At 62.6% G+C, this 19673-nt stretch carries 20 protein-coding genes and 1 tRNA gene; 8 read left to right on the top strand and 13 right to left on the bottom strand.

Translation table 11 applies throughout. From position 1 onward, the window contains the following. Positions 1-10: 10 nt before the first annotated feature. Positions 11-1417: a DHA2 family efflux MFS transporter permease subunit gene (locus ACPPVR_RS34450; RefSeq protein ID WP_426610968.1), complete on the bottom strand. Its 1407-nt coding sequence runs from the start codon at positions 1415-1417 to the stop codon at positions 11-13. 266 nt (positions 1418-1683) lie between these two features. Here ACPPVR_RS34450 and ACPPVR_RS34445 point away from each other — a divergent pair, with 266 nt between their 5' ends. Both ACPPVR_RS34445 and ACPPVR_RS34440 read left to right on the top strand, forming a co-directional pair. Then, positions 1684-1992, top strand: a complete 309-nt coding sequence (locus tag ACPPVR_RS34445; RefSeq protein WP_426610967.1) for a hypothetical protein — start codon at positions 1684-1686, stop codon at positions 1990-1992. Positions 1993-2012: 20 nt separating this feature from the next. Beyond that, positions 2013-2903, top strand: coding sequence for a sigma-70 family RNA polymerase sigma factor (locus tag ACPPVR_RS34440; protein ID WP_426610966.1), 891 nt, complete (start codon positions 2013-2015; stop codon positions 2901-2903). A 69-nt stretch (positions 2904-2972) separates the two neighbouring features. On the opposite strand, the gene ACPPVR_RS34435 is transcribed toward ACPPVR_RS34440, so the two are convergent. Beyond that, complete coding sequence (locus ACPPVR_RS34435) at positions 2973-3518, bottom strand: carboxymuconolactone decarboxylase family protein (RefSeq protein ID WP_426610965.1); 546 nt, start codon at positions 3516-3518, stop codon at positions 2973-2975. Positions 3519-3637: 119 nt separating this feature from the next. On the opposite strand from ACPPVR_RS34435, the gene ACPPVR_RS34430 reads away from it, so the two are divergent. Next, positions 3638-4534 carry a LysR family transcriptional regulator gene (locus tag ACPPVR_RS34430; RefSeq protein ID WP_426610964.1) on the top strand — a complete coding sequence of 299 codons (897 nt, stop codon included), beginning with the start codon at positions 3638-3640 and terminating at the stop codon, positions 4532-4534. Between the two features lie 289 nt (positions 4535-4823). Here the strand turns inward: ACPPVR_RS34430 and ACPPVR_RS34425 are convergent, their stop codons facing one another. The 4 genes from ACPPVR_RS34425 to ACPPVR_RS34410 all read right to left on the bottom strand — a co-directional run bounded on the left by ACPPVR_RS34425 (position 4824) and on the right by ACPPVR_RS34410 (position 7986). Continuing rightward, on the bottom strand, positions 4824-5015 hold the full coding sequence (locus ACPPVR_RS34425; RefSeq protein ID WP_426610963.1) for a hypothetical protein: 192 nt from the start codon (positions 5013-5015) through the stop codon (positions 4824-4826). Positions 5016-5180: 165 nt separating this feature from the next. Beyond that, positions 5181-5309, bottom strand: coding sequence for a hypothetical protein (locus ACPPVR_RS34420; RefSeq protein ID WP_256374932.1), 129 nt, complete (start codon positions 5307-5309; stop codon positions 5181-5183). 127 nt (positions 5310-5436) lie between these two features. Continuing rightward, positions 5437-5898 (bottom strand): universal stress protein, encoded by a 462-nt coding sequence (locus tag ACPPVR_RS34415; RefSeq protein ID WP_426610962.1) that lies wholly within the window; start codon positions 5896-5898, stop codon positions 5437-5439. A gap of 438 nt (positions 5899-6336) precedes the next feature. Beyond that, positions 6337-7986 (bottom strand): amidohydrolase, encoded by a 1650-nt coding sequence (locus ACPPVR_RS34410; RefSeq protein ID WP_426610961.1) that lies wholly within the window; start codon positions 7984-7986, stop codon positions 6337-6339. Positions 7987-8256: 270 nt separating this feature from the next. Between ACPPVR_RS34410 and ACPPVR_RS34405 the strand changes: the two genes are divergently transcribed. Further along, a complete protein-coding gene (locus tag ACPPVR_RS34405) occupies positions 8257-8529 on the top strand; it encodes a hypothetical protein (protein ID WP_426610960.1) in 273 nt (90 codons plus the stop codon). Between the two features lie 332 nt (positions 8530-8861). Here ACPPVR_RS34405 and ACPPVR_RS34400 read toward each other — a convergent pair whose 3' ends face one another. The 3 genes from ACPPVR_RS34400 to ACPPVR_RS34390 form a co-directional block, all read right to left on the bottom strand. Then, positions 8862-9260, bottom strand: a complete 399-nt coding sequence (locus ACPPVR_RS34400) for a DUF1398 family protein (RefSeq protein ID WP_426616241.1) — start codon at positions 9258-9260, stop codon at positions 8862-8864. Between the two features lie 61 nt (positions 9261-9321). Next, the gene (locus ACPPVR_RS34395; protein WP_426610959.1) at positions 9322-10824 is read right to left on the bottom strand and encodes a carotenoid oxygenase family protein; all 1503 of its coding nucleotides are present in this window, start codon (positions 10822-10824) and stop codon (positions 9322-9324) included. A gap of 44 nt (positions 10825-10868) precedes the next feature. Continuing rightward, positions 10869-11411: a DUF6790 family protein gene (locus tag ACPPVR_RS34390; protein WP_426610958.1), complete on the bottom strand. Its 543-nt coding sequence runs from the start codon at positions 11409-11411 to the stop codon at positions 10869-10871. A 180-nt stretch (positions 11412-11591) separates the two neighbouring features. Between ACPPVR_RS34390 and ACPPVR_RS34385 the strand changes: the two genes are divergently transcribed. Continuing rightward, a complete protein-coding gene (locus ACPPVR_RS34385) occupies positions 11592-12215 on the top strand; it encodes a TetR/AcrR family transcriptional regulator (RefSeq protein ID WP_426610957.1) in 624 nt (207 codons plus the stop codon). Positions 12216-12434: 219 nt separating this feature from the next. On the opposite strand, the gene ACPPVR_RS34380 is transcribed toward ACPPVR_RS34385, so the two are convergent. Then, a tRNA-Ile gene (locus ACPPVR_RS34380) sits at positions 12435-12510 on the bottom strand. Positions 12511-12857: 347 nt separating this feature from the next. Then, complete coding sequence (locus ACPPVR_RS34375) at positions 12858-13835, bottom strand: Bug family tripartite tricarboxylate transporter substrate binding protein (protein WP_426610956.1); 978 nt, start codon at positions 13833-13835, stop codon at positions 12858-12860. A gap of 106 nt (positions 13836-13941) precedes the next feature. On the opposite strand from ACPPVR_RS34375, the gene ACPPVR_RS34370 reads away from it, so the two are divergent. Beyond that, positions 13942-14919, top strand: a complete 978-nt coding sequence (locus ACPPVR_RS34370; protein WP_426610955.1) for a TAXI family TRAP transporter solute-binding subunit — start codon at positions 13942-13944, stop codon at positions 14917-14919. Positions 14920-15049: 130 nt separating this feature from the next. Here ACPPVR_RS34370 and ACPPVR_RS34365 read toward each other — a convergent pair whose 3' ends face one another. Both ACPPVR_RS34365 and ACPPVR_RS34360 read right to left on the bottom strand, forming a co-directional pair. Then, positions 15050-16279, bottom strand: coding sequence for an ABC transporter substrate-binding protein (locus tag ACPPVR_RS34365; RefSeq protein ID WP_426610954.1), 1230 nt, complete (start codon positions 16277-16279; stop codon positions 15050-15052). A 98-nt stretch (positions 16280-16377) separates the two neighbouring features. Then, positions 16378-17271, bottom strand: a complete 894-nt coding sequence (locus ACPPVR_RS34360) for a substrate-binding domain-containing protein (RefSeq protein WP_426610953.1) — start codon at positions 17269-17271, stop codon at positions 16378-16380. Positions 17272-17673: 402 nt separating this feature from the next. On the opposite strand from ACPPVR_RS34360, the gene ACPPVR_RS34355 reads away from it, so the two are divergent. Then, complete coding sequence (locus ACPPVR_RS34355) at positions 17674-18507, top strand: substrate-binding domain-containing protein (RefSeq protein WP_426610952.1); 834 nt, start codon at positions 17674-17676, stop codon at positions 18505-18507. A gap of 54 nt (positions 18508-18561) precedes the next feature. Further along, complete coding sequence (locus tag ACPPVR_RS34350) at positions 18562-19668, top strand: molybdopterin-binding protein (RefSeq protein ID WP_426610951.1); 1107 nt, start codon at positions 18562-18564, stop codon at positions 19666-19668. Positions 19669-19673 lie beyond the last annotated feature (5 nt).

Genomic DNA, 19673 nt, shown 5'->3' with positions numbered 1-19673 from the left:
ATGCGTTTCGTCACGCATCTTGCGGCGCGGCTGCGCCGGCGGTGCGTCGCCGTGCCGGGAGGAAAAGCCCCGCAATCGCGCCGGCCAGCGACAGCGTTGCGGCGAGGCTCATCGCCGAGGCAAATCCGCTCTCGAAATGCGCGGCCGAATCCACCCCGCCGTGGGCCGAGAAGCTCGCCACCAGCGCAGCGATGCCGAACATGCCGCCGAGGAAGCGGCCCATGTTGAAGACGCCGGACGCCTTGCCCATTTCGGCCACCGCGACCGAGCTCAGGATGGCGTTCTGCGCGGCAGGCATCGCCATCGAGACGCCGACGCCGGCCAGCACCAGCGGCGCGACCAGAGCGGAGTAGGGAACCGTGGGGCTCACGATCTCCGCGATCCAGCCAAGGCCGATCGCCTGCATCAGCAATCCCGTCACGACCAGCGGCCGCTCGCCGAGCCTGTTGACGACCGCGCCGGCGACCGGGGCGGTGACGAACAGCGTCGCTGTCCAGGGGAGCAGGCGAAGTCCGGCGCCGAAGGCGTCGAAGCCCATCGTGGTCTGCAGGAACTGCGGCAGCAGGAACAAGACGCCATACATCGCGGCGTAGAACAGGACGCTTGCGGACATGCCGGAGGCGAGGGCGCGCGATGCAAACAGCCGCATCGGCACCATCGGCGCGGACGCGCGCAATTCCCAGAGCACGAAGCCGGCTGTGAACACCAGGCCCGACATCAGCGTGCCCATGACCTCGGCGCTCGCCCACCCTACGGCGTTGCCGCGCAACAGGCTCCAGACCAGCGCCAGCGCCGCGAGGGCGACGAGCGATAGTCCGCGGATGTCCAATGCAGCAGCCGGTCCGAAGCTTTCGCGCAAGCGTGCCAGCACCAGGGCGATCGCGATCAGGCCGATCGGCAGGTTGATCCAGAACACCCAGCGCCAGCCGAAATGTTCGGTGATGAAGCCGCCGATGGCGGGGCCGATGATCAGCGCGCAGCCGGTGATGCTGCTGAAAATGCCGAGCGCGCGGGCGCGCTCCTCCCGGCCGAACGTGCCGCTCAGGATCGCCATCGCCAGCGGCATCACCAGCGCGGCGCCGGCGCCCTGCAGCGCGCGGGCGGCGATCAGCGCGGTGGCATTGCCTGCGAGCGCACAGGCCGCCGATGCAACGACGAACAGGGCGATCCCGGCCGCGAACATCCGGCGGCGACCGAAGCGGTCGCCGAGCGCGGCGCCGGTCAAGAGCAGCACGGCAAAGGTCAGGTTGAAGGCGTTGACGGTCCATTGCAGCGTCTCGACCGGGCTGCCGAATTCGGCGCGGATGGCCGCGAATGCCGTCGTGATGATCATGGCGTCCAGCGCCATCATGAAGGATGCCAGCGCGGTGACGCCAAGCACCCAGTTCTGCTCGGCGCGATTGGTCGGGGTCTGCATCGCCCTCTCTCCGTGTGTCGAGCCACCCTGTCGCGGCGCGTTCTGTGGGCTAGACGAGGCCGCAGCGGCAAAGGATGCGGCCCGGAAATAATTTATTCCGGGCCGCATCCTTCGCCGGCCGGCAAACGTCCTAGGGGGTGACGCGGCCATTTTGCGCGAGATTGATCCGGAAAAACGGGGCACCGGTTTTCCGGGAAGGTCATGGTAGAATGGAAAGATGGAGCGCGATGAGCGAGCCAGGTCGCGACATGAGCAAGGAGCGCGCGATGAGAAGGACGTTGATCAGATACAAGACCAAGCCGGAGCTGGCCGACAGGAACGCCGAACTGGTTTCGGCCGTATTTGCGGAATTGAAGGCGGCCAGGCCGGACGGCGTGCGCTATATGACGCTGCGGCTGGAGGACGACACCTTCATCCATCTTGTCGAGGCCGCGGCCGAGGACGGCTCGAGCCCGATCCCGAAACTTAAGGCGTTTCAGGCGTTCCAGGATGGCATCCGCGACCGCTGCGCCGAGCCGCCGCTGGTTCGGGATGTGAGGATCGTCGGCAACTACCGTATGCTGGACGAGTCCTGAACAGGCGAGGCGGAGAAGCAATGGCGCCAGACCCGCTGGCCACTATCGATATCGAGCCCCTGTTGGCGAGGATGCGACCGAAACTGCATCGCTACTGCGCGCGCATGGTCGGCTCGGTCATCGACGGTGAGGATGTGCTGCAGGATGCGCTGATCAAGGCGATGGAAGCGCTGCAATCGGCCGCGCCCGTCGTCAATTCGGAGGGCTGGCTGTTCCGCATCGCGCACAACACTGCGCTGGATTTTCTGCGTCGCCGCAACCGGCAAGAGGCGCTGCATTCGGCTGAGGAGGTGGAAATGATCGCCGACCAGCTCGATGACGTGGAAAGCCGCCAGATCGCTGCGACCAGCCTGCGCACGTTCATGCGGCTGCCGACCGCGCAGAGATCCAGCGTGATCCTGATGGACGTGCTCGGCTGCTCGCTTGCCGAGGTCTGCGACATCATGGATTTCAGCCTGCCGGCGGTGAAGGCCGCGTTGCATCGTGGACGCACGCAGCTGCGTGAGTTTGCGGAGGAGCCTGACGATGTGCCGCAGCCGGGCCTGTCGGAAGCCGATCGCACGCGGCTCAACGCCTATGTCGGCCATTTCAATGCCCGCGACTTCGACGCGATCCGCGCCATGATCGCCGACGACGTCAGGCTCGAGCTCGTCAACCGCACCAGGCTGAAAGGCAAGGCCGAGGTCTCGAATTACTTCGGCAACTATTCGAAGATCAGCGACTGGCACCTGGTGACGGGGCAGGTCGAGGGACGTCCCGCGATCCTGGTGTTCGATCCGAATGAGCCGAATGGACGGGCGAAATATTTCATGCTGCTGAACTGGTCCGCCGACAAGCTCGCCACCATCAGGGATTTTCGTCACGCAGCCTACGTGATCGATGGTGCGGAGTGCGTCGTGGATAGAGGGTGAGTTGGCGATCCGGCCGGTGACGGCCGTTGCGAGCCGGAGCCCCGGGAAGGGCTCCGGCTCGCGCTTGCATCACGCCGCCTCGGCGTGACGCACGACCGGGAAGTCGATCTCGGTGGCGGCGACGACGTTCAGGAAATTGGTGAAGACGTTTTCGGCGACGATCGCGACGATCTCGACGATCTGCGCGTCGGTGAACCCGGCCTCGCGTACGGCCGCGATATCAGAGTCGCTGACCTGGCCACGATCCTTTGTCACCTTGGCGGCGAAAGCGACCGCGACATCGGCGCGCGGGTCGCTCGAATGGCCGGTCCGGTTCAGCGCGATTTCTTCCGGGCTGATCTTGGCGAGGTTCAGGCCAAGATAGCTGTGCGCCGACAGACAATAGTCGCAGCCGTTGATCTCCGCGACGGCGATCGCGATCCGCTCGCGGGTCTTGACGTCGAGCGCCTTCTTGAGCGCGCCGCTGAAGCCGAGATAGCCGGCAAGCGCCGCGGGGCTCCTGGCGATCAGGCGAAACAGATTGGGGACGACGCCAAGCTGCGCGTGCACGGCGTCGAGCAGCGGCTTGGAGACTTCGGGGGCTTCGTCACGGGTCGGGATGCTGATGCGGGTCATCGTTGCTTGTCCTTGCTCTCGAACCATGAGCGGCTCGACACCCGCAAAATGGCCTGTTTCAGGATTTGGGATAATCATGTAGTTTTGGAAACCATCCTTCCAGATTATGGAAAGACAGAATGGACCGCCTCGAGGCCATGTCGATGCTTCTGCTGGCCGTGGAGAAGGGCAGCCTGTCCGCCGCCGGTCGCGCACTGGGCGTGCCGCTGCCGACGCTCAGCCGGAAGATCTCCGATCTGGAGACGCTGCTCGGCGCGAAGATGCTGGTCCGCTCGACGCGAAAACTGGCCTTGACCGATGCCGGGACGGCCTATGTCGCCGCTGCCCGGCGCATCCTCGAACAGGTCGAGGACGCCGAACGCATCGCCGCCGGCGAATTCGTCACCCCGAAGGGCGAACTGGTGCTTGCCGCGCCGGTCTTGTTTGGACGCCTCCACGTCCTGCCAATCGTCAATGCGTTCCTCGCCTATTTTCCCGAGATCGACATTCGGCTGCTGCTCTCCGATCGCAATGTTCATCTCGTCGATGACCGCGTCGACATGACCGTCCGCATCGGCGCTCTGCCCGACAGCACGATGGTCGCGACAAAAATCGGCGCGATGCGGACCGTGGTTTGCGCGAGCCCGGCCTTGCTGGCGCGCCACGGCAAGCCGAAGACGCCGCAGGATTTGGCCAAACTCCCCTGCGTCAGTTTCGAGATCATGGCGCCAGCCTCGACCTGGCGTTTTCGCGCGCCGGGATCGCCCGGTTCGCTGGACGTGCTGATCCGTCCACGCCTGTCGGTGACGACCGCCGAGGCCGCGGTCGACGCGGCCGTAGAAGGCGTCGGCGCGACGCGGCTGCTGCGCTATCAGGCCGCGGGCGCGATTGCGCAAGGCACCCTCGAAGAGATTTTGGTCAAGTTCGAACCGGAGCCGATCCCCATCAACCTCATCCACGCCAGTCGCGGCCTGATGCCGCTCAAGATGCGAAGCTTCCTCGATTTCGCCGCGCCTCGTTTGCGGGCGAGCCTGTAAGGTCGTCCGGTCAACACGCAGCGTTTTTGGCGCGGTAGATCAGCGCTCGCGAAGCGTGTCCGCGAGCTTGTGCTGGCCTCGGCCGCAAAGCCTCGAAGGGCTGGCCTCGTACGAGGTAGACACTTCTCATTCTCGTCCAACTAAAATCTTCTTCACGTTCGATGCAGGGCAACCGAATCCGGCGCAGGCCTCGATCTCGTGTTCGCGAAAATTGTATGCGCCCCGGGCAAATCGGTGTGATCCGGGAACAGGCGCGCGACACGCACGTCTAGTTGTGGTGGATATGATCTCATGCCTCGCGCGGGATCACCCAATCGAAAGGAATCGCCACGATGACTACATTCAAAAATCCTATCGGGTCAGTCTTGTCCAAGGCTTTGTTGACCGGATTGGTTGTCACCACGATCTTTACGACGCCGCTCCAGGCGCGTGAGAACCGCGCCAGCGATCGACAGACCGAACAGAGCGTGGGGTCGAGCATCCCTCGCATCGAGGGCGATGGGTGGATCGCTCCGCCGGCCCCCAACGCATTTGCGCCAGTGCCCTCGGATCAACCGGGTGGAGTTTGTGACCACGGGGACAACCCGATGATATGCTGAGAAGCGGACCGCGCCGGTACCAGTATCGGAGAGATCATAAACTCACATCACCGCACTCCGGTGCCTTTGCAGCGCTGGCACTTCACCACCTTGTCGCCCTTCTTGAGCAAACCTTTGCCCTCACAATTTTTGCATTTCTGCTTCTTCTTGATGTTCGGGCCTTTTTCACTAACCATGAAATTCTCCTGCCGCGAGAGAGCGGTCAACTGGCGGTCTGTAGGGGGTGTGCTCGGCGAGAACACGCGGGCTTTCTTGTGCGGCAGCTCGGCGGAGCTGCCGAACGGCGCCGGGTAAGCCCCGCACTTATGCCGGCTTCGGTACTACCAACACCGGAACGCTTCCGTCCACCAGGACCTCGGATGTCTGGCTGCCCAGGAACAGCTTCCTGAGGCCGCGACGCCCGTGAGAGGCCATGACGATCAAGTCGCAGCCCCTGGACTTTGCTGTTTCAATAATCGCAGTCGCCGGGTGCGCATTCGGAACATGCAAGAGTTCTGCAGATTTACCGATCTGCTCCGACAGTGCGCGGGCTTCATCGAGCACCTTGCCGGCGCGGGCCTTGCAGGTTGCGTCAAAGCTATCAACCTCGTCCTGCGTGGGAATCCATCCCGAGGCGTGCCCGCTCCCATAGTCCACCGGCAGCGCTTCCGTCACGGTGATGATTGTCAGCTTGGCGTTCAAGGCCTTCGCCAAGGTGATGCCATGCTCAAGGCCTTTTCGCGCGACGTCCGATCCATCCGTGCTCAAGAGAATGTTGGCGTACATTCGGTGGCTCCATTGCTCGTCGAACAAAGTGATGCTCGCCAATATGGTCCCATACGCGTCGTGGGTCCATGTGCGTTATCGGCTATGGTCTCGCCGTCATAGTCTCCAAAGGCTGCAGTCACGGCGGGGGTGCACTTGATTCACGAGCCTCCGAACCCGCGAAAGCGGCCGGAACTATTGAGTGCACTCTCACCGTATTCCCCGGCAACCCTGCGGTCGATTCCGCTCGTCGAAGCCGGCATTGGACATTTCTCTCCGGGGCAGGTGATCGAAAACGAGGTGACGAAGGTCAAGGTGAACTTCAGATCCTCGGCTAAACATTGCCGCCAGCGCCATCCGGTTCGGCCGCCCAAGCTGCATGGCGTGAGCCGAGAGCACATATCGCTGAAATGGACAACAAGCCGGGATTTCGTAAGAGCAACAGCGGCCCTCCAGTTCTCATTTTACGTTTGAGAAAACATCCGCTGCGTAGACGACCTTGCCGCCCACCACCGTCAGCAGAGACGCCGTCGCGCCAATTTGCTCGACGGGGACGGACATGAAATCCCGATCGAGAATGACGAAGTCGGCGAGCTTGCCGTTTTCGAGTGTGCCGCGCCGCGTCTCGTCGAAGCAGAACCAGGCGCTTCCCACGGTATAAAGGCGAAGAGCATCTTCGCGACTGGGTGTTTCGTCCGGGCCGCGCGTCGATAGTCCGCCGACGGTCTTGCCGTCGAGCATCCATTGCAGCGCAACGAACGGATTGTAGGACGCGACCCGATGCGCATCCGTGCCGGCGCCGACATGGACGCCTGCGCGCAACGCCGTGACGATGGGCGGCATGCTGCGCGCAGCTTCGCCGGCCTGCGCCACGATACGGTCGCCTCCGAGATACATGGCGTCCTGCATGGTCCAGCCGACACCAAGGGCCTTCATCCGCGCCAGCGTTTCGGGCGAGGCGTTGTCGAGATGGGCGATGGACCAGCGCAGCGGCGCGATCGGCGTCTCCTTGTTGACCTCTTCATAGAGATCGAGCAGCTGATGAACGGATTTGTCTTCCTGCCAGTGGATGGTGACGGTGAGCCCTTGTTTTGCCGCCCAGCGAACGATCTGGAGGAACTTGTCCTTGGCGGCCGCATCGGGCGCGTTGTTGTTGTACATGGCGCCGGTGATCCGCTCGCCGATTCCGTTGAATCGCAGCATGTCGTCGCCGAATCCCATCGGCAGGAATGGCGTGAGAGTCTTGTACTCCTCGAATTCCGCGCCGACATTCTGGGCGAACAGGCTGAAGGCGACCCGCACCGAAAGTGATTTGTCGCGCCAGAGTTTTTGCAAGGCGGCGTAGTGGCCGGGATAAATGCTGAAGCCGCCGGGATCCACGATCCCGGTAATTCCAAGACGATTGAGCTCCGTGAAGAACTGCCGGGTCCCGGCGACATTGTCCTCGAAATTCGGCCTTGGGAGGCGATCGAACAGCGCGGAGATGCTGACGATGGTGCCGTTGAACCAGCCCGAGGTTTCGCCCGATGCAGCGCTTTCGGCCGTGATGCCGGGCGGCAACTGATCCGTGGAAATCCCGAGCGCTTGCTGCGCTTTCGGCGTCATCAGCACCGCCGAGTAGAACAGCTGAATGTAAGCCGGATTGTCGGGAACTGCCGACATCACCTCGGCCAGGGTTGGCCGCCGCTTCTCTGCAAATTGCAATTCGCTCCAGCCACCGGCCACGATGATCCAGGACGCCGGGCGCGCTTTTGCCGCTTGGCGCAAGCGTTCCATTGCCTCGCCAATCGTCTTTGCGCCGATCCAGTTGACCTCGGTTGCGTAGGTCAGACCGGCGCGTACTGCGTGAATATGGGAATCGATCAATCCCGGAATGATGGTGCGTCCGCCGGCGTCGACGCGGCGTGTCGCGGACCCGATCAGGCCGTCCATGGCATCGTTGCCGCCAACCGCAACGATCTTGCCTTCGCGGACTGCGAGCGCCTGCGCGATCGTCGATGCTGGATCCAGCGTTACGATTTTTGCGTTGGTGACAATGAGGTCGGCCTTTTGTGCGTAAGCCAAAGTGGCCCAGCACGAGATCACCAGAATTGCCAGAAGCTTGCGCATATTCAGTCCTGAAATGAGAGAGCCCGGAGCGGCGCCGCACGTCCGCCGCTGGATGCGCTCGCGGACATCGCGCATCGTAATGGGGAGTGTTGCGATATTGATCAGGTCTGGCGCCAATAAAATCAACCGCTATTACGATGACTGTGCACTTAAGTCATGAGCGAGATCGTGAAGACCTGATGCGGCCCTCGATGGCAGACATCGAGACGGCGGCAATCGGGGCGATCTGAGTATTCGAGTATCTTGGCCACCGGAGAGGCAGCTGCGATCATGTCCAGGTTCTTGCAATGGTTCTTTCGGAATCGCGAAACCGGTGACATCACGATCGCGCAGGCCCCCAACCTCGTTCTCTGGGTCGTCATAGCGGCTGGCGGCCTGCGCTGGCTCTGGCATCCGCCGGGCACTGCCGCCGTTGCTCTGGACATCGTGTTCAAAGGCGGCCTCATCGTGTGGTCCCTCGACGAGATTTTCCGCGGGGTGAACCCATGGCGACGCTGCCTTGGCGGAGTCGTCCTGGCTTATGAGCTCGCGACCCTTCTGTGATCGATCGTGCGGGTATTACGTATTCGGTGACAGTGCACTCAATCGTGAGCCTTCGGGTGCAGTCCAGTACTGTCACCGTAGTCCCAAATGCGGACGCCCTCCGAGCGCGCCATAAACCCAAGGCGGCGATATGTCGTCGCAAACGGCTTCACACTGAACAAGGATCCAGCTCGAGAAGTTCTTTGCTACCACAACGCTCGAGACGCCCCCGCTGATGCGCCTGAGCGATAGCGAGAAAAGGGCTGGAAGCTAAGCTACATGTCTGCTTATCGAGCGACAGGAGACAGCCGTCTCTTGGTCGGACACCGTCAGCTTTTGACCCGAAGCGAGCGTCAGGAAGGAAAGTATTCAACGTGCGTCTCTGCTGTGCGTCCCATATAGACCGCGCGCCTGCCGACGAATGATACGACGTATCCTGAACAGCCCGCCTTTGCGACTTTCTGGCAAAATCCATTGTAAGTATAGCCAGGCACCAATTGCTGCGCCTCTCGGATGGCCTCTTGGATGGCGGCCGCTTCGAAATTCCTGGCAACTGGGATCACGGCGTGGGTCGGATATTCGACGCTCTGAGCATCGGGAAGATAGTAGATTGCACGGCCTCGACGAAAGTCGATAGCGTAGCTCTCAAAACCCGATCGAGTAAGGATCTGAACGATTTCGGGAAACGTCATAATATTGCTTTCAGCACCGCGCAGGCACGACTCCGCTGCGTTCTCCTGGTTGGGCGTCATCGTCATTCCTCGAGTTGATCCATTTCAGCGCATCGGTGTGGCTTTGTAGACCGGGCAGGCTTCAGTCCTTCGGAATCCAGTTTCCGTGCAGGCCTTGCGGTACACGTTGGGGCAACCGGATCACTGCAACCGGGTCGGCGTCGATGTGTGCCGCGTCAAGCAGGATAAGATCGCTGGTTTGGTTCTCCGGATCGAAGGCATAAATTGCGAGATAACCGTCGTCCTCGCCGTTCGTACCTCGTGGAATGAAGGTCGCCTCGCCGGCGATCCTGTTGCCGAAATCGTGGCGGAGCACGTCGCCGGTCTCCGTGTTGATTTTCATCATGGTGTTGAAAGTGGCCGACGGTGGCTTAACCTGCCGCAACGTGTCTGTCAGCGTCGGCAAATAGACGAAACGTGTCGGCAGCGCGTCGAACCCGTCGTTGATACGAGGAAACTCGGTGACCATGCCTGCGACCTGCGTGTCGCTGACCTTGCGAGCAGCCAGGTTGATCGTCATCCGGTGCAGCGTCGGCGACTTTTGCGCCTGCTGGGCATAGCCGAGCGCGAGGCTTTCGTGCTGCACGTAGTCGATGAAGATGTTGCCACCTCGCTCAAAGGCATTGGCGAAGTGGAAGACGAAGAATGGATCGGCGTCGAGCCACTGGGTCGTGCTGCCGTCGAGCGCGATCAGACCAATGCGCGTGCCCATGCCGGGCCGCCATTGGAGGAACGGCTGTCCTTGGCGTGCGGCCGCACTGTCAAACACGGCCGGACAGGCGAGCAGCACGATATAACGCTCGGTCAGCACGAAGTCGTGGATCATGGTCGGCGCGGCGAGCGCAATCGAAAAGGTCTTGGCGAGATTGCCAGCCGAATCGATCTGATGGATCTGAACGGTCGGCTCCGCGTGCGAATAGGCAATCGCGAATAGCGCGCCGGTTTTCGGGTGGCGACGGTTGTGCGCGCCAAGCCTGAGCGGCTTATCGGTCCCCGCTTTCCATTCACCGATGGTATCGAGATCCATGGTCATTTCGTAGCTTGTCGTCGACTCATCGAGTGCGAGCAAATGACCGCCATGTCGAATGACATTGATGAAGGCGCCATTCTTGAACGGCCCTTGTGGATCTTGCGGTTGCAGTAGCGTCGGATCGATCGGCACCGGGTGCGTGAAGCTGCCATAGATCGCGCGTCCGGCGCGGCGCTCCGCCACCAGGCCGGCAGTCTGCACGAAGCGGTTGCGATAGCGGGCGCGACCGCTGTCGAAATACACTGCGTGAATCATTCCATCGCCGTCCATCGGATAAGTGAAGGCAATGGGCTTGAAGAGTGGATTGGGACCGTTGCGCATATAGGCGCCACTCAGACCCGCCGGGATACGACCTGCGATTACAGGCAGGTTGTCGACATTCAATTCCGGACCGATTGGAGCGAAGTTCCCGCCAAGATGCGGATTGTCGGAGGTCCATGCAATATCTGCTGTCTGCAGGGCCGTCGCGGGGCGGGCGCCCAGGCCCAAACCCGCCGCCGCCGCGCCAGCGAGCAAAAATTCGTTAAAGCTCCGCCTCGTGATGCCATCAGTCATTTTGCGCTCCATGCCTTTCGGGACGGGTCAGGTGTCTGCGGTGGTTAGGTCGGGATCGGCACGGCTACCGCGCCGACGTCGCGTCGATGCAGCCACAACAAGCCAAATCCGAAGAGCGGGATCAAAATGTCCGTCCAGAAGATGATGCCGGCATTGCCCGGTGCGAAATTGTGCGCGGTGACCATCTGATTGATGTGACCGGCCGCCGCTCCCAGTGTGAAGACACTTGGGCCAAGCACGGCTGCGAGACGCAGATCATAGCTCCTGAAGGCCGCGAGAAGCCCAACGGCGGCATAGCCAAGGCTCGCGGTCCCGACCTCGAACTGGAACGGACTATCGGCCCAACCGATAAAAGCAGCGGACATCTGGCCGAAGAACACGTGCATCACGAAGTCATAGAAATTATCGATCCCGATGCTGAAGAACACGTACCAGGCCAGCAGTTTCTCGACGACCAGCGACTGGTCGATTGAATTCTCCGATCGTGCAATCGCAACAAATGAAGCGATCAGTCCGAGTGAAAAGAAGCTCAGCGAGTAGTTCGACATCACGAATGTGATCGTCATCTTGATAAGTTCAGCCAGCATGGCACTTCACCTTCATCAAGCAATCGGCACAGCGCCCTGCATAGCTGCTCGCGTTACGACGTTTGAACGTCGTTTCGGGCCGGCCATCGCGCCGCCAAAGCTGAATATTTCCAGTGGAAACATTTCATAGGAGCCCAAGCGGCGCTTGTCAATCGGAATATTTCCAGTGTAAATATTAGCATGGGCAAGCGTACTACGCGTTCATCGGCGCAATATCATCACGGCGATCTCAAGTCGGCCGTCCTTCTCGCTGCGGAAAAGATTCTGGAGCGCGATGGGCTCCAGGCCGTGACACTTCGCGCGGTGACCCGGGCTGTCGGCGTTTCGCACACTGCGCCGAAGAATCATTTTGACGATCTCACCGGGCTGTTGAGTGAGCTTGCCGCCGTCGGTTATCTGAGGTTTGCCGAAGCGCTTGCGGAAGCAGGCAACTCGACTTCTGGTGACGCTCGCGACCGGTTGAGAGCGATGGGATCGGCCTATGTCGCGTTCGCACGAGTTCACCCTAAGCTATTTCTCCTGATGTTCCATAGCGAAAGGCTGGACATGAAAAGGCCTTCGCTGCTGGCGGCAATTGACGAGTCGCGCCAGTCGTTACGAACGGCGGTGATTTCCGCGGCCGAAGCCAAGCCGATGAAGCCTGTGCAAGTGGCAGCGAGAGCAACTGCGTCCTGGGCCCTCGTGCATGGTTTGGCCATGCTTTTGCTTGATGGCCGCCTGAGGAATACGATGGCCTCTCTGCCCGGTGTGGACGCTGAAACCTTTCTTGAAGCTGTCCTCGATGCTGCGCGTGTGGGCGTTTGAAGATTCAGAGTGCAGCTTGCTGTTTCGCCATAGCGCGGAGCATTACGCCGAATCGTGCGGCATCGACTGGTCCTTCATTAGATTTTCTTATCGCTTTTCAGCTCGCATCCACTCATCAGCTCCGGCCACCCTCACGATTGTGCACGAACGAAAAGCGCACGTATCTGGTGCGGTCTCCGCCGTGCGGGCAACGAAGACCAGGCAAGATGCTGATATTCTTGGTGGGCCCGGCAGGACTCGAACCTGCAACCAGACCGTTATGAGCGGCCGGCTCTAACCATTGAGCTACAGGCCCCGCCGCGAGACGGCCGCGGCAATGTGCGGCCGGCAACGGTGCGCGGTTCGTTTACAGGGATGGAGGCGGGGGTGCAATGCTGGCTCCGGCGGATGGAAATGCCGGCGCAGCATCGTTGGTTATTTTCGAATAGCCGAAATTGGAGATGATGCCCTTATGCTCCTGTTTTGCCCGACGAGTCAAATCGCCCCCGCGAAGACTCGTTTTCCGCTCCCCGTAACTCCTTGTAATCGCACGGCTGTTCTACTGTGCATGGGGTTGTTTTCAACATTTTTGATCGAAGGGGGCTTCCGACCCCCTTCCGATGTCTTGCTGGCGAGCTGCAAGCTCGCGGCAGATCGCCGGCCCTAATCCACCGAGACCCCGGCGAACTCCACCACCTTGCGCCACTTCTCCGTCTCGTCCGCCACCAGCTTGCCGAACTCGGCCGGCGTCATCGGCTTGGGGATGCCGCCGGTCTCGGCGAGGCGCGCCACCAGCTTCGGGTCCTTCAGCGCTTCGCCGACGGCCTTGTTGAGGAGGTCGACGATCTCGGGCGGCGTGCCTTTTGGCGCGGAGATGCCGTAGAAGCCGACCGATTCGAAGCCCGGCACGGTCTCGGCGATCGCGGGCACGTCGGGTACGATCGGCCAGCGCTGCGGCGAGGTCACCCCCAACGCGCGGACAGTGCCGCCCTTCGCTTGCTCGAGCGCGGAGGGAAGGTTGTCAAAGATCAGCTGCACCTTGTTGGAGATGATGTCGGGGAAGGCGATCGCCGAGCCGCGATAGGGCACGTGCACCATGTCGCACTTGGTCATCACCTTGAACAGCTCGGCCGACATGTGCACCGAGGTGCCGTTGCCGGACGAGGCAAACGAGATCTGTCCGGGATTGGCCTTGCAATAGTCGATGAACTCCTGAACCGTCTTCACCGGCATCGCGTTGGAGACGACCAGCATGTTGGTCAGCTGCATGATGCTGGCGACTGGGGTGGTGTCGCGCAAAAAGTCGTAAGGCAGCTTCTTGTAGAGCGAGGTCGAGATCGCGTTGTTGGGCGCGACGAACAGCAGCGTGTAGCCGTCGGCCGGTGCGTTGATCGCAGCAGCAGCTGCGATGTTGCCGCCGGAGCCGGCGCGGTTCTCGACGATGAATTGCTGGCCGAGACGGTCCGACAGCCACTGCGCCATGATCCGCGCCACGATGTCGACCGGGCCGCCGGCGGCAAAGCCGATCATCCAGTGCACGGGGCGATTGGGGTAGTCGGCGGCGGAGGCAGCAGGCGCGGCGCTGAACAGGCCTGAGATGATCGCGAGCCCGAACACAGCGCGCCGTAAAAGTTTCAACATGTCGCCTCCCATTGCTTTATTGTCGTTGTGGCCAGGCTTTCACAAATTCGGGTCGCTGCCTACATCGCCTGAAGTCGATGTTGACGCGGGCCCGCCGGGAACGACCATGAAATTTGCATTCGTTATCCTGCTCGGCGCGGCGCTGCTCGCAAAACCGCTGGCAAGTCCCGCCACAGCTCAAACCGGAGGCAACGCCATTCCGACCTCGATCATCAGCCTCGGTACCGCAACGCCCGGCGGCGGCTTCCCGCTCTATGGCAACGCCTTTGCGGAGGTGATGAACGCGGCCGATCACGCGTTGACGATCGTCCCGCGCAACACCAAGGGCAGCAACGAGAACATTCCGCTGCTGGAGAAAAGCGAGCTCGATCTCGCACTGGTCGCAGGCGAGCCCGCCTATGAGGCCTTCGCCGGCATCGGCCGCGCGCCTGTGCGGCTGAAGATTCTTACCGCGATCTACTCCAATCCCGGCATGTTCGTGGTGCGCGCGGACAGTCCCTACAAGACCATCCGCGATCTCGTGGGCCAGCCCGTCGCGTTCGGCGCAAAGGGTTCGGGCCTGCCGATCCTGGCGCGTTACGTGCTGGACGGCCTCGGCTTGAAGCAGGACGAGGACTTCAAGGCGATCTATCTCGACCGCGCCGGCGACGGCCCCGCAATGGTCGAGGATGGCCGTGTCGCCGCGCTGTGGGGCGCCGGCATCGGCTGGCCCGGCTTTGCGGCGATGGCATCAAGTCCATCGGGCGCGCGCTTCATCGCGCCGAGCACAGAGGAGATCGCACGCATCCGCGCCAAGCATTCGTTCCTGAAGCCGCTCAATGTGCCGGCGGGTTCTTATCCGAAGCAGTCCGAGCCGATCGCCTCGCTCGGCTCCTGGAGCTTCGTGCTGACGCGCGAGGATCTGCCGGACGATGTCGCTTATCGTCTCGCCAAGACGCTGTACAGCGCCGAGGCAACCTTCTGCAAGAAGCTCGCGCAGGCCTGCGAGACCACCGCGGCGAACACAGTCGCCGCAGCGCCGAAGCCGGAGCTGATTCATCCGGGCGTGATGAAGTACTTTCGCGAGATCGGCGTGATGAAGTAGCGCTCGGTGCTAACCACAATCGTCATGCCCGGGCTTGTCCCGGGTATCCACGTCTAGCAGCGCTCGCGGAGGCGCGTGGATGGCCGGGACAAGCCCGGCCATGACGTCGTGGCTAGCTTTTTTCCGCCCATCACTTCTTCACCATCGAACACGCCGGGTCCGGCGGCCCGAACGCCTTCTCGCCCGAAATGGTCGTGAGGATCTTGTAATAGTCCCACGGATATTTGCTCTCTTCCGGCGTCTTCACCTGCACCAGCCAGAGATCGTGCACCATCAGATTGTCTTCGCGCAAGCGGCCGTTGCGAGCGAAGAAATCCTCGATCGGCTTCTCGCGCATCTTCGCCGCGACCTTGAGCGGATCGTCGGTGCCGGTTTCCTTGATTGCGTTGAGATAGTGCATCACGCTCGAATAGACGCCGGCCTGCCACATCGTCGGCATCTTGTTCATTTTTGCGAAATAGCGCTTCGACCATTCGCGCGTCTTGTCGTCCATGTCCCAATAGAACGACGTCGTCAGCAACAGCCCTTGAGCTGCCTGCAAGCCGAGGCCGTGGATGTCGGTAATCAGCGCCAGCAGCGCCGCCATCTGCTGGCCGCCCTTGAACACGCCGAACTCCGAGCCGGTCTTGATCTCGTTCATGTTGTTGGGGGGACCTGCCGCAATGCCGATGATCTTGGCCTTGGAGGCCTGCGCCTGCAGCACGAAGGAGGAGAGATCGGGCGTTGCCAGCGGCGGCCGAACCGAGCCCAGCACCTTGCCGCCATTGGCGGTGATGACGCTGGACGCATCGCGCTCGAGCGAATGGCCGAAGGCGTAATCGTCGGTGATGAAGAACCAGCTGTCGCCGCCGCGCTTGATGACTGCGTCTGCGGTGCCGACGGCGAGCGCGCGGGTGTCGAACACCCACTGGATCGCGTAGGGCGAACAGAATTTGCCGTGGAAGTCGGCGGTGCCGGTGGAGTGGGTGATGAACAGCCGCTTCCTTTCGTTGGCGACGTTCTGCACCGCGAGCCCGACCGCGGAGACCGGTACGTCGACGATCAAATCGACCTGATCGACGTCGTACCAGCGCCGCGCGATGCCGCCGCCGATATCGGCCTTGAGCTGGTGGTCGCCGATCACGATGCTGATCGGCTTGCCGAGGACGGTGCCGCCGAAATCGTCGATCGCCATCTGCGCTGCCGTCACCGAGCCCTGGCCGGTCGGCGCGGAGGCCGGGCCGTTCATGTCGGTGAGCACGCCGATCTTGACCAGATCGTCGGATACCTGCGCTGACGCCGCGCCTGACATCAGCGCCGCCGCCAAGGGCATCGCTAAAAAGGCGGCAGCGACCGGCAGTCCAAATCTCGCTGGATTCACGCTTGTCCTCCCTCGTCGGCTCGTTGGCCGCTGTTGCATCCGGGTATGGCCCGGCTGAATTGGTTTCTTTTGCAACTATTTGGGGGCGGGCGTCAATGTCAGGCCGCGAAGCGGATCTGTCCTGCCGGCGAGGGATCGTAGCCGGTCAGCTCCTCGGCGCGCTGCTGCAGCCGCCTTTCGCTCAGGAATCGGATCAGGGCCTGCATGGAGGGGCGGAAATAGCTGCGCTGCCGCATCGCCAGATCGAAATTCTCCCAGACCAGCGGCACGAAATCGAGGCCGGCGGAGCGCGCCGCGGCGCGCGTCGCGACCCCGCAATCGGCTTGTCCCGCGCGCACCACCTCGGCGAGATCCGGTCCGGTCAGGCTTGGCGTCTCGACCCGGCGCAAATCCCGTGTCGAAGCACCGGTGCGCTTCAGCAGCATGTCGAGCAGCATCTGCGCGCCTGTGCCTTGTTGTCGCATCGCCATCCTGGCGCCGAGGGCAAGCACGTCGGAGAGACCACGCAGCCGCTTCGGATTGCCCGGCGGCAGCACCAGGCCCTGCTCGCGGCGCACGAAGGCGACCAGCAGCACATCATGCAGGTCCGGGGCGTCACGCAGCGCCGTCATGCTGGCGTCGGAGGCGAGATTGCCGGCGGCGTCCAGGCTGTGGAAGTGCACCGCCGCGGCCATGACCTCGTCGCGCTGCAGCCGCTCGAGCCCGCGCGCGCTCCCCTCGCTCATCGATCCAAGGCCAGAGCCGGATTCGCGTAAGGCCCAATCCAGCAGCTCGTCCTGGCTGCCGCCGACAACCGGCGGCGGCTCCGCGGTCAGCATGCCTGCGGGGCGCGCCAGTCCGGACAGCACCCAGAGATCGAGCTCGTGCCTGGGAAACAGCCACTTTCCGGTCACCTTGGTGCAGGGGATCGAACCGGTGGTGACGAGTTCGTAGAGCTTGCGTTCGCCAAGGCGTAGATAGTCAGCGGCTTCGCTGGTCGTCAGGAATTCCATCCTGCATTCCTATGCAAATTCTTGCTTCTTTTTGACGTTCAACGCAGGTGGAATTCTGCACTTCGATTTCGTCCGCGCGAACCATGCCTGATGATCTCGCTGCTTTGCAACACATCCCGACGCGGGTTCTGATCTTGGTTGACGATCTTGAGAGGCCCGAATGGTGCGGGCCTTGCGGCCGTCTCGCTCGCGATTGCAATCAGCATGCGGGCTGTTCATTGCCGAAATTTCCCGAGAGAACTCGCCTGGGTGTGGTGTGGTCGCCAACGCGCGGCGCAGCCTGTCTTTCGGTAGTATCTCAAATTGATCTCAATCTCATGTTGCTGCCGCAGCGGGCAAACGCGTCACGAGCGCGGCGCAATCGATCCTCATGATTGCATCCTGTTCGATGGGAACTCCTTCATGGCCGCTCGCCGACTGTCCGTTGCGCTGACACTTCTCTGCGGCCTTGCCGCGGGCGTTGCGGCCTCATCCGCCGAGGACCGCGCGATCGTGCTGGCCTCGACGACATCGACGCAGGATTCGGGCCTGCTTGATTACTTGCTGCCGATCTTCCGCGACAAGACCGGCATCGAGGTGACGGTGATCGCACGACGGACTGACGAGGTGCTCGAGTGGGCGCGAAGAGGTGAGGCCGACGTCGTGCTGATGCATGCCCGGCCGCAGGAGGAGAAATTCGTCGCTGACGGGTTTGGCACAAAGCGCTTCGACGTGATGTACAATGATTTCGTGCTGATCGGCCCGAAGAGCGATCCCGCCGGCGTGAAGGGCAAGGACATCGCGACCGCGCTGAAGGCGATAGAGGCCAAGGGCGCGCCGTTCGTGACGCGCGGCGACCGCTCCGGCACCCACGCGGCGGAGCTCGCGCTCTGGATCGTCGCCGGCATCGACGTCGCCAGCACCAAGGGCGCCTGGTATCGCGAGATCGGGCAGGGCATGACCGCTGCCCTCGACGCCGCACGCACGGCGAACGCCTACGTGCTGTCCGACCGCGGCGCCTGGATCGCCTTCAAAGATCGCGGCGATCTCGACATCGTCGTCGAAGGTGACAAGCGGCTGCTCAACCAATACGGCGTGTTGCTGGTGAACCCGGAGAAGCATCCGAACGTGAAGAAGGAGCTGGGCCAAAGCTTCGTCGACTGGTTGATTTCGCCGGAGGGGCAGGCGGCGATCGCCGGCTACAAGGTCGACGGGCAGCAGGTGTTCTTTCCGAATGCGGAGAGGCCGGGCGGTTGATGTTCGCGGCGCGAGCGGTTGCCAAACCTGGCGATGCATGGTCCATCATGGCCTATGACCCAGCGCCTGCCGCCATCGCTCACGCCGCTCGACACTGCGCTCGCCGCGCAGCTGCGCGGCGTCGATCCGATCGCGCCGGTTGGATTGCCGCTGCCTGAAGCGGCCGGCTGCATCGCGGCGGGGACGCCGCGGCTCGCAGGCCATCCGCCTCGCGACATCGCCGCTGCGGACGGCTGGGCGTTGCGTGCCAACGATCTCGTCGGCGCGTCGTCCTATTCGCCGCTGCCCCTGACCAGGCTTCCCGCGTGGGTCGATGCCGGCGACGCGATGCCGGACGGGTGCGACTGCGTGCTCGATGCCGATGCGGTCGAGGTATCAGGTCCGCTCACACAAGTGCTGGCGGAGGGTGTGCCGGGGCAGGGCGTCAGGCGTGCCGGTAGCGATATCGCCGAACACACGCTCGCCGCTGCAGAGGGATATCCCATCGGTGCGGCCGCTCTGCTGCTGGCGCGAGTCGCCGGTGCGGACAAGCTGAGCGTACGGCGGCCACGGCTACGCATCGTCAACGTTCCGGGTGCAACAGCGACCGTGCAGATGGTTGCCGAGATCGCGCGGGCGGCGGGACTGGATGTGAGTGCGCATGAAGCCGGCGCGCGCGATGCGACATCGATCGCCGAGTCGATCGACGCATCTGCCTGCGATCTCCTGCTGACGATCGGCGGCAGCGGTGTCGGTCGCCAGGATGCCGCTGTCTTGGCGCTGGCTCAGCGGGGCAACGTGTTCGCCCATGGCCTTGCGCTTCTGCCTGGACGCACCGCCGCGGTTGGGCGGATTGGACAAGTTCCCGTCATCGCCTTGCCCGGCTCGCCCGATCACGCGCTCGCGGTCTGGCTTGCGTTGGCGCTTCCACTCATCGATCGATTGTCGGCGCGGCGGCCGCGCCGGCAGGTCGCCTTGCCGCTCGCTCGCAAGATCGCGTCCAATGTCGGCATCGCCGAAATCGCGGTGCTGGTCGAGGAACATCATGCGTGGCTGCCGCTTGCCGTGGGCGAATGGCCGCTCCAGGCAATTGCCCGTGCCGACGCATGGCTGCTCATTCCCGGCGGCAGCGAGGGATTTGCGGCAGGTACGCCTGTCGATGCCTATCTGATGCGGGAATGACAGAG

The organism is Bradyrhizobium sp. McL0616 (genome assembly GCF_049993385.1).
In the GTDB taxonomy this organism is placed as follows: domain Bacteria; phylum Pseudomonadota; class Alphaproteobacteria; order Rhizobiales; family Xanthobacteraceae; genus Bradyrhizobium.
This window is presented reverse-complemented; position numbering and strand designations above follow the sequence as displayed.

What these genes read in the sequence shown, in the direction of transcription:
- ACPPVR_RS34445 (WP_426610967.1), top strand. Translation starts at nt 1,684, where the DNA reads ATGAGAAGGACGTTGATCAGATACAAGACCAAGCCGGAGCTGGCCGAC.
- ACPPVR_RS34450 (WP_426610968.1), bottom strand. Translation starts at nt 1,417, where the DNA reads ATGCAGACCCCGACCAATCGCGCCGAGCAGAACTGGGTGCTTGGCGTC.
- ACPPVR_RS34435 (WP_426610965.1), bottom strand. Translation starts at nt 3,518, where the DNA reads ATGACCCGCATCAGCATCCCGACCCGTGACGAAGCCCCCGAAGTCTCC.
- ACPPVR_RS34430 (WP_426610964.1), top strand. Translation starts at nt 3,638, where the DNA reads ATGGACCGCCTCGAGGCCATGTCGATGCTTCTGCTGGCCGTGGAGAAG.
- ACPPVR_RS34410 (WP_426610961.1), bottom strand. Translation starts at nt 7,986, where the DNA reads ATGCGCAAGCTTCTGGCAATTCTGGTGATCTCGTGCTGGGCCACTTTG.
- ACPPVR_RS34390 (WP_426610958.1), bottom strand. Translation starts at nt 11,411, where the DNA reads ATGCTGGCTGAACTTATCAAGATGACGATCACATTCGTGATGTCGAAC.
- ACPPVR_RS34420 (WP_256374932.1), bottom strand. Translation starts at nt 5,309, where the DNA reads ATGGTTAGTGAAAAAGGCCCGAACATCAAGAAGAAGCAGAAATGCAAA.
- ACPPVR_RS34355 (WP_426610952.1), top strand. Translation starts at nt 17,674, where the DNA reads ATGGCCGCTCGCCGACTGTCCGTTGCGCTGACACTTCTCTGCGGCCTT.
- ACPPVR_RS34350 (WP_426610951.1), top strand. Translation starts at nt 18,562, where the DNA reads ATGACCCAGCGCCTGCCGCCATCGCTCACGCCGCTCGACACTGCGCTC.
- ACPPVR_RS34400 (WP_426616241.1), bottom strand. Translation starts at nt 9,260, where the DNA reads ATGACGCCCAACCAGGAGAACGCAGCGGAGTCGTGCCTGCGCGGTGCT.
- ACPPVR_RS34360 (WP_426610953.1), bottom strand. Translation starts at nt 17,271, where the DNA reads ATGGAATTCCTGACGACCAGCGAAGCCGCTGACTATCTACGCCTTGGC.
- ACPPVR_RS34385 (WP_426610957.1), top strand. Translation starts at nt 11,592, where the DNA reads ATGGGCAAGCGTACTACGCGTTCATCGGCGCAATATCATCACGGCGAT.
- ACPPVR_RS34370 (WP_426610955.1), top strand. Translation starts at nt 13,942, where the DNA reads ATGAAATTTGCATTCGTTATCCTGCTCGGCGCGGCGCTGCTCGCAAAA.
- ACPPVR_RS34405 (WP_426610960.1), top strand. Translation starts at nt 8,257, where the DNA reads ATGTCCAGGTTCTTGCAATGGTTCTTTCGGAATCGCGAAACCGGTGAC.
- ACPPVR_RS34395 (WP_426610959.1), bottom strand. Translation starts at nt 10,824, where the DNA reads ATGACTGATGGCATCACGAGGCGGAGCTTTAACGAATTTTTGCTCGCT.
- ACPPVR_RS34375 (WP_426610956.1), bottom strand. Translation starts at nt 13,835, where the DNA reads ATGTTGAAACTTTTACGGCGCGCTGTGTTCGGGCTCGCGATCATCTCA.
- ACPPVR_RS34440 (WP_426610966.1), top strand. Translation starts at nt 2,013, where the DNA reads ATGGCGCCAGACCCGCTGGCCACTATCGATATCGAGCCCCTGTTGGCG.
- ACPPVR_RS34415 (WP_426610962.1), bottom strand. Translation starts at nt 5,898, where the DNA reads ATGTACGCCAACATTCTCTTGAGCACGGATGGATCGGACGTCGCGCGA.
- ACPPVR_RS34425 (WP_426610963.1), bottom strand. Translation starts at nt 5,015, where the DNA reads ATGCTCGACCCCACGCTCTGTTCGGTCTGTCGATCGCTGGCGCGGTTC.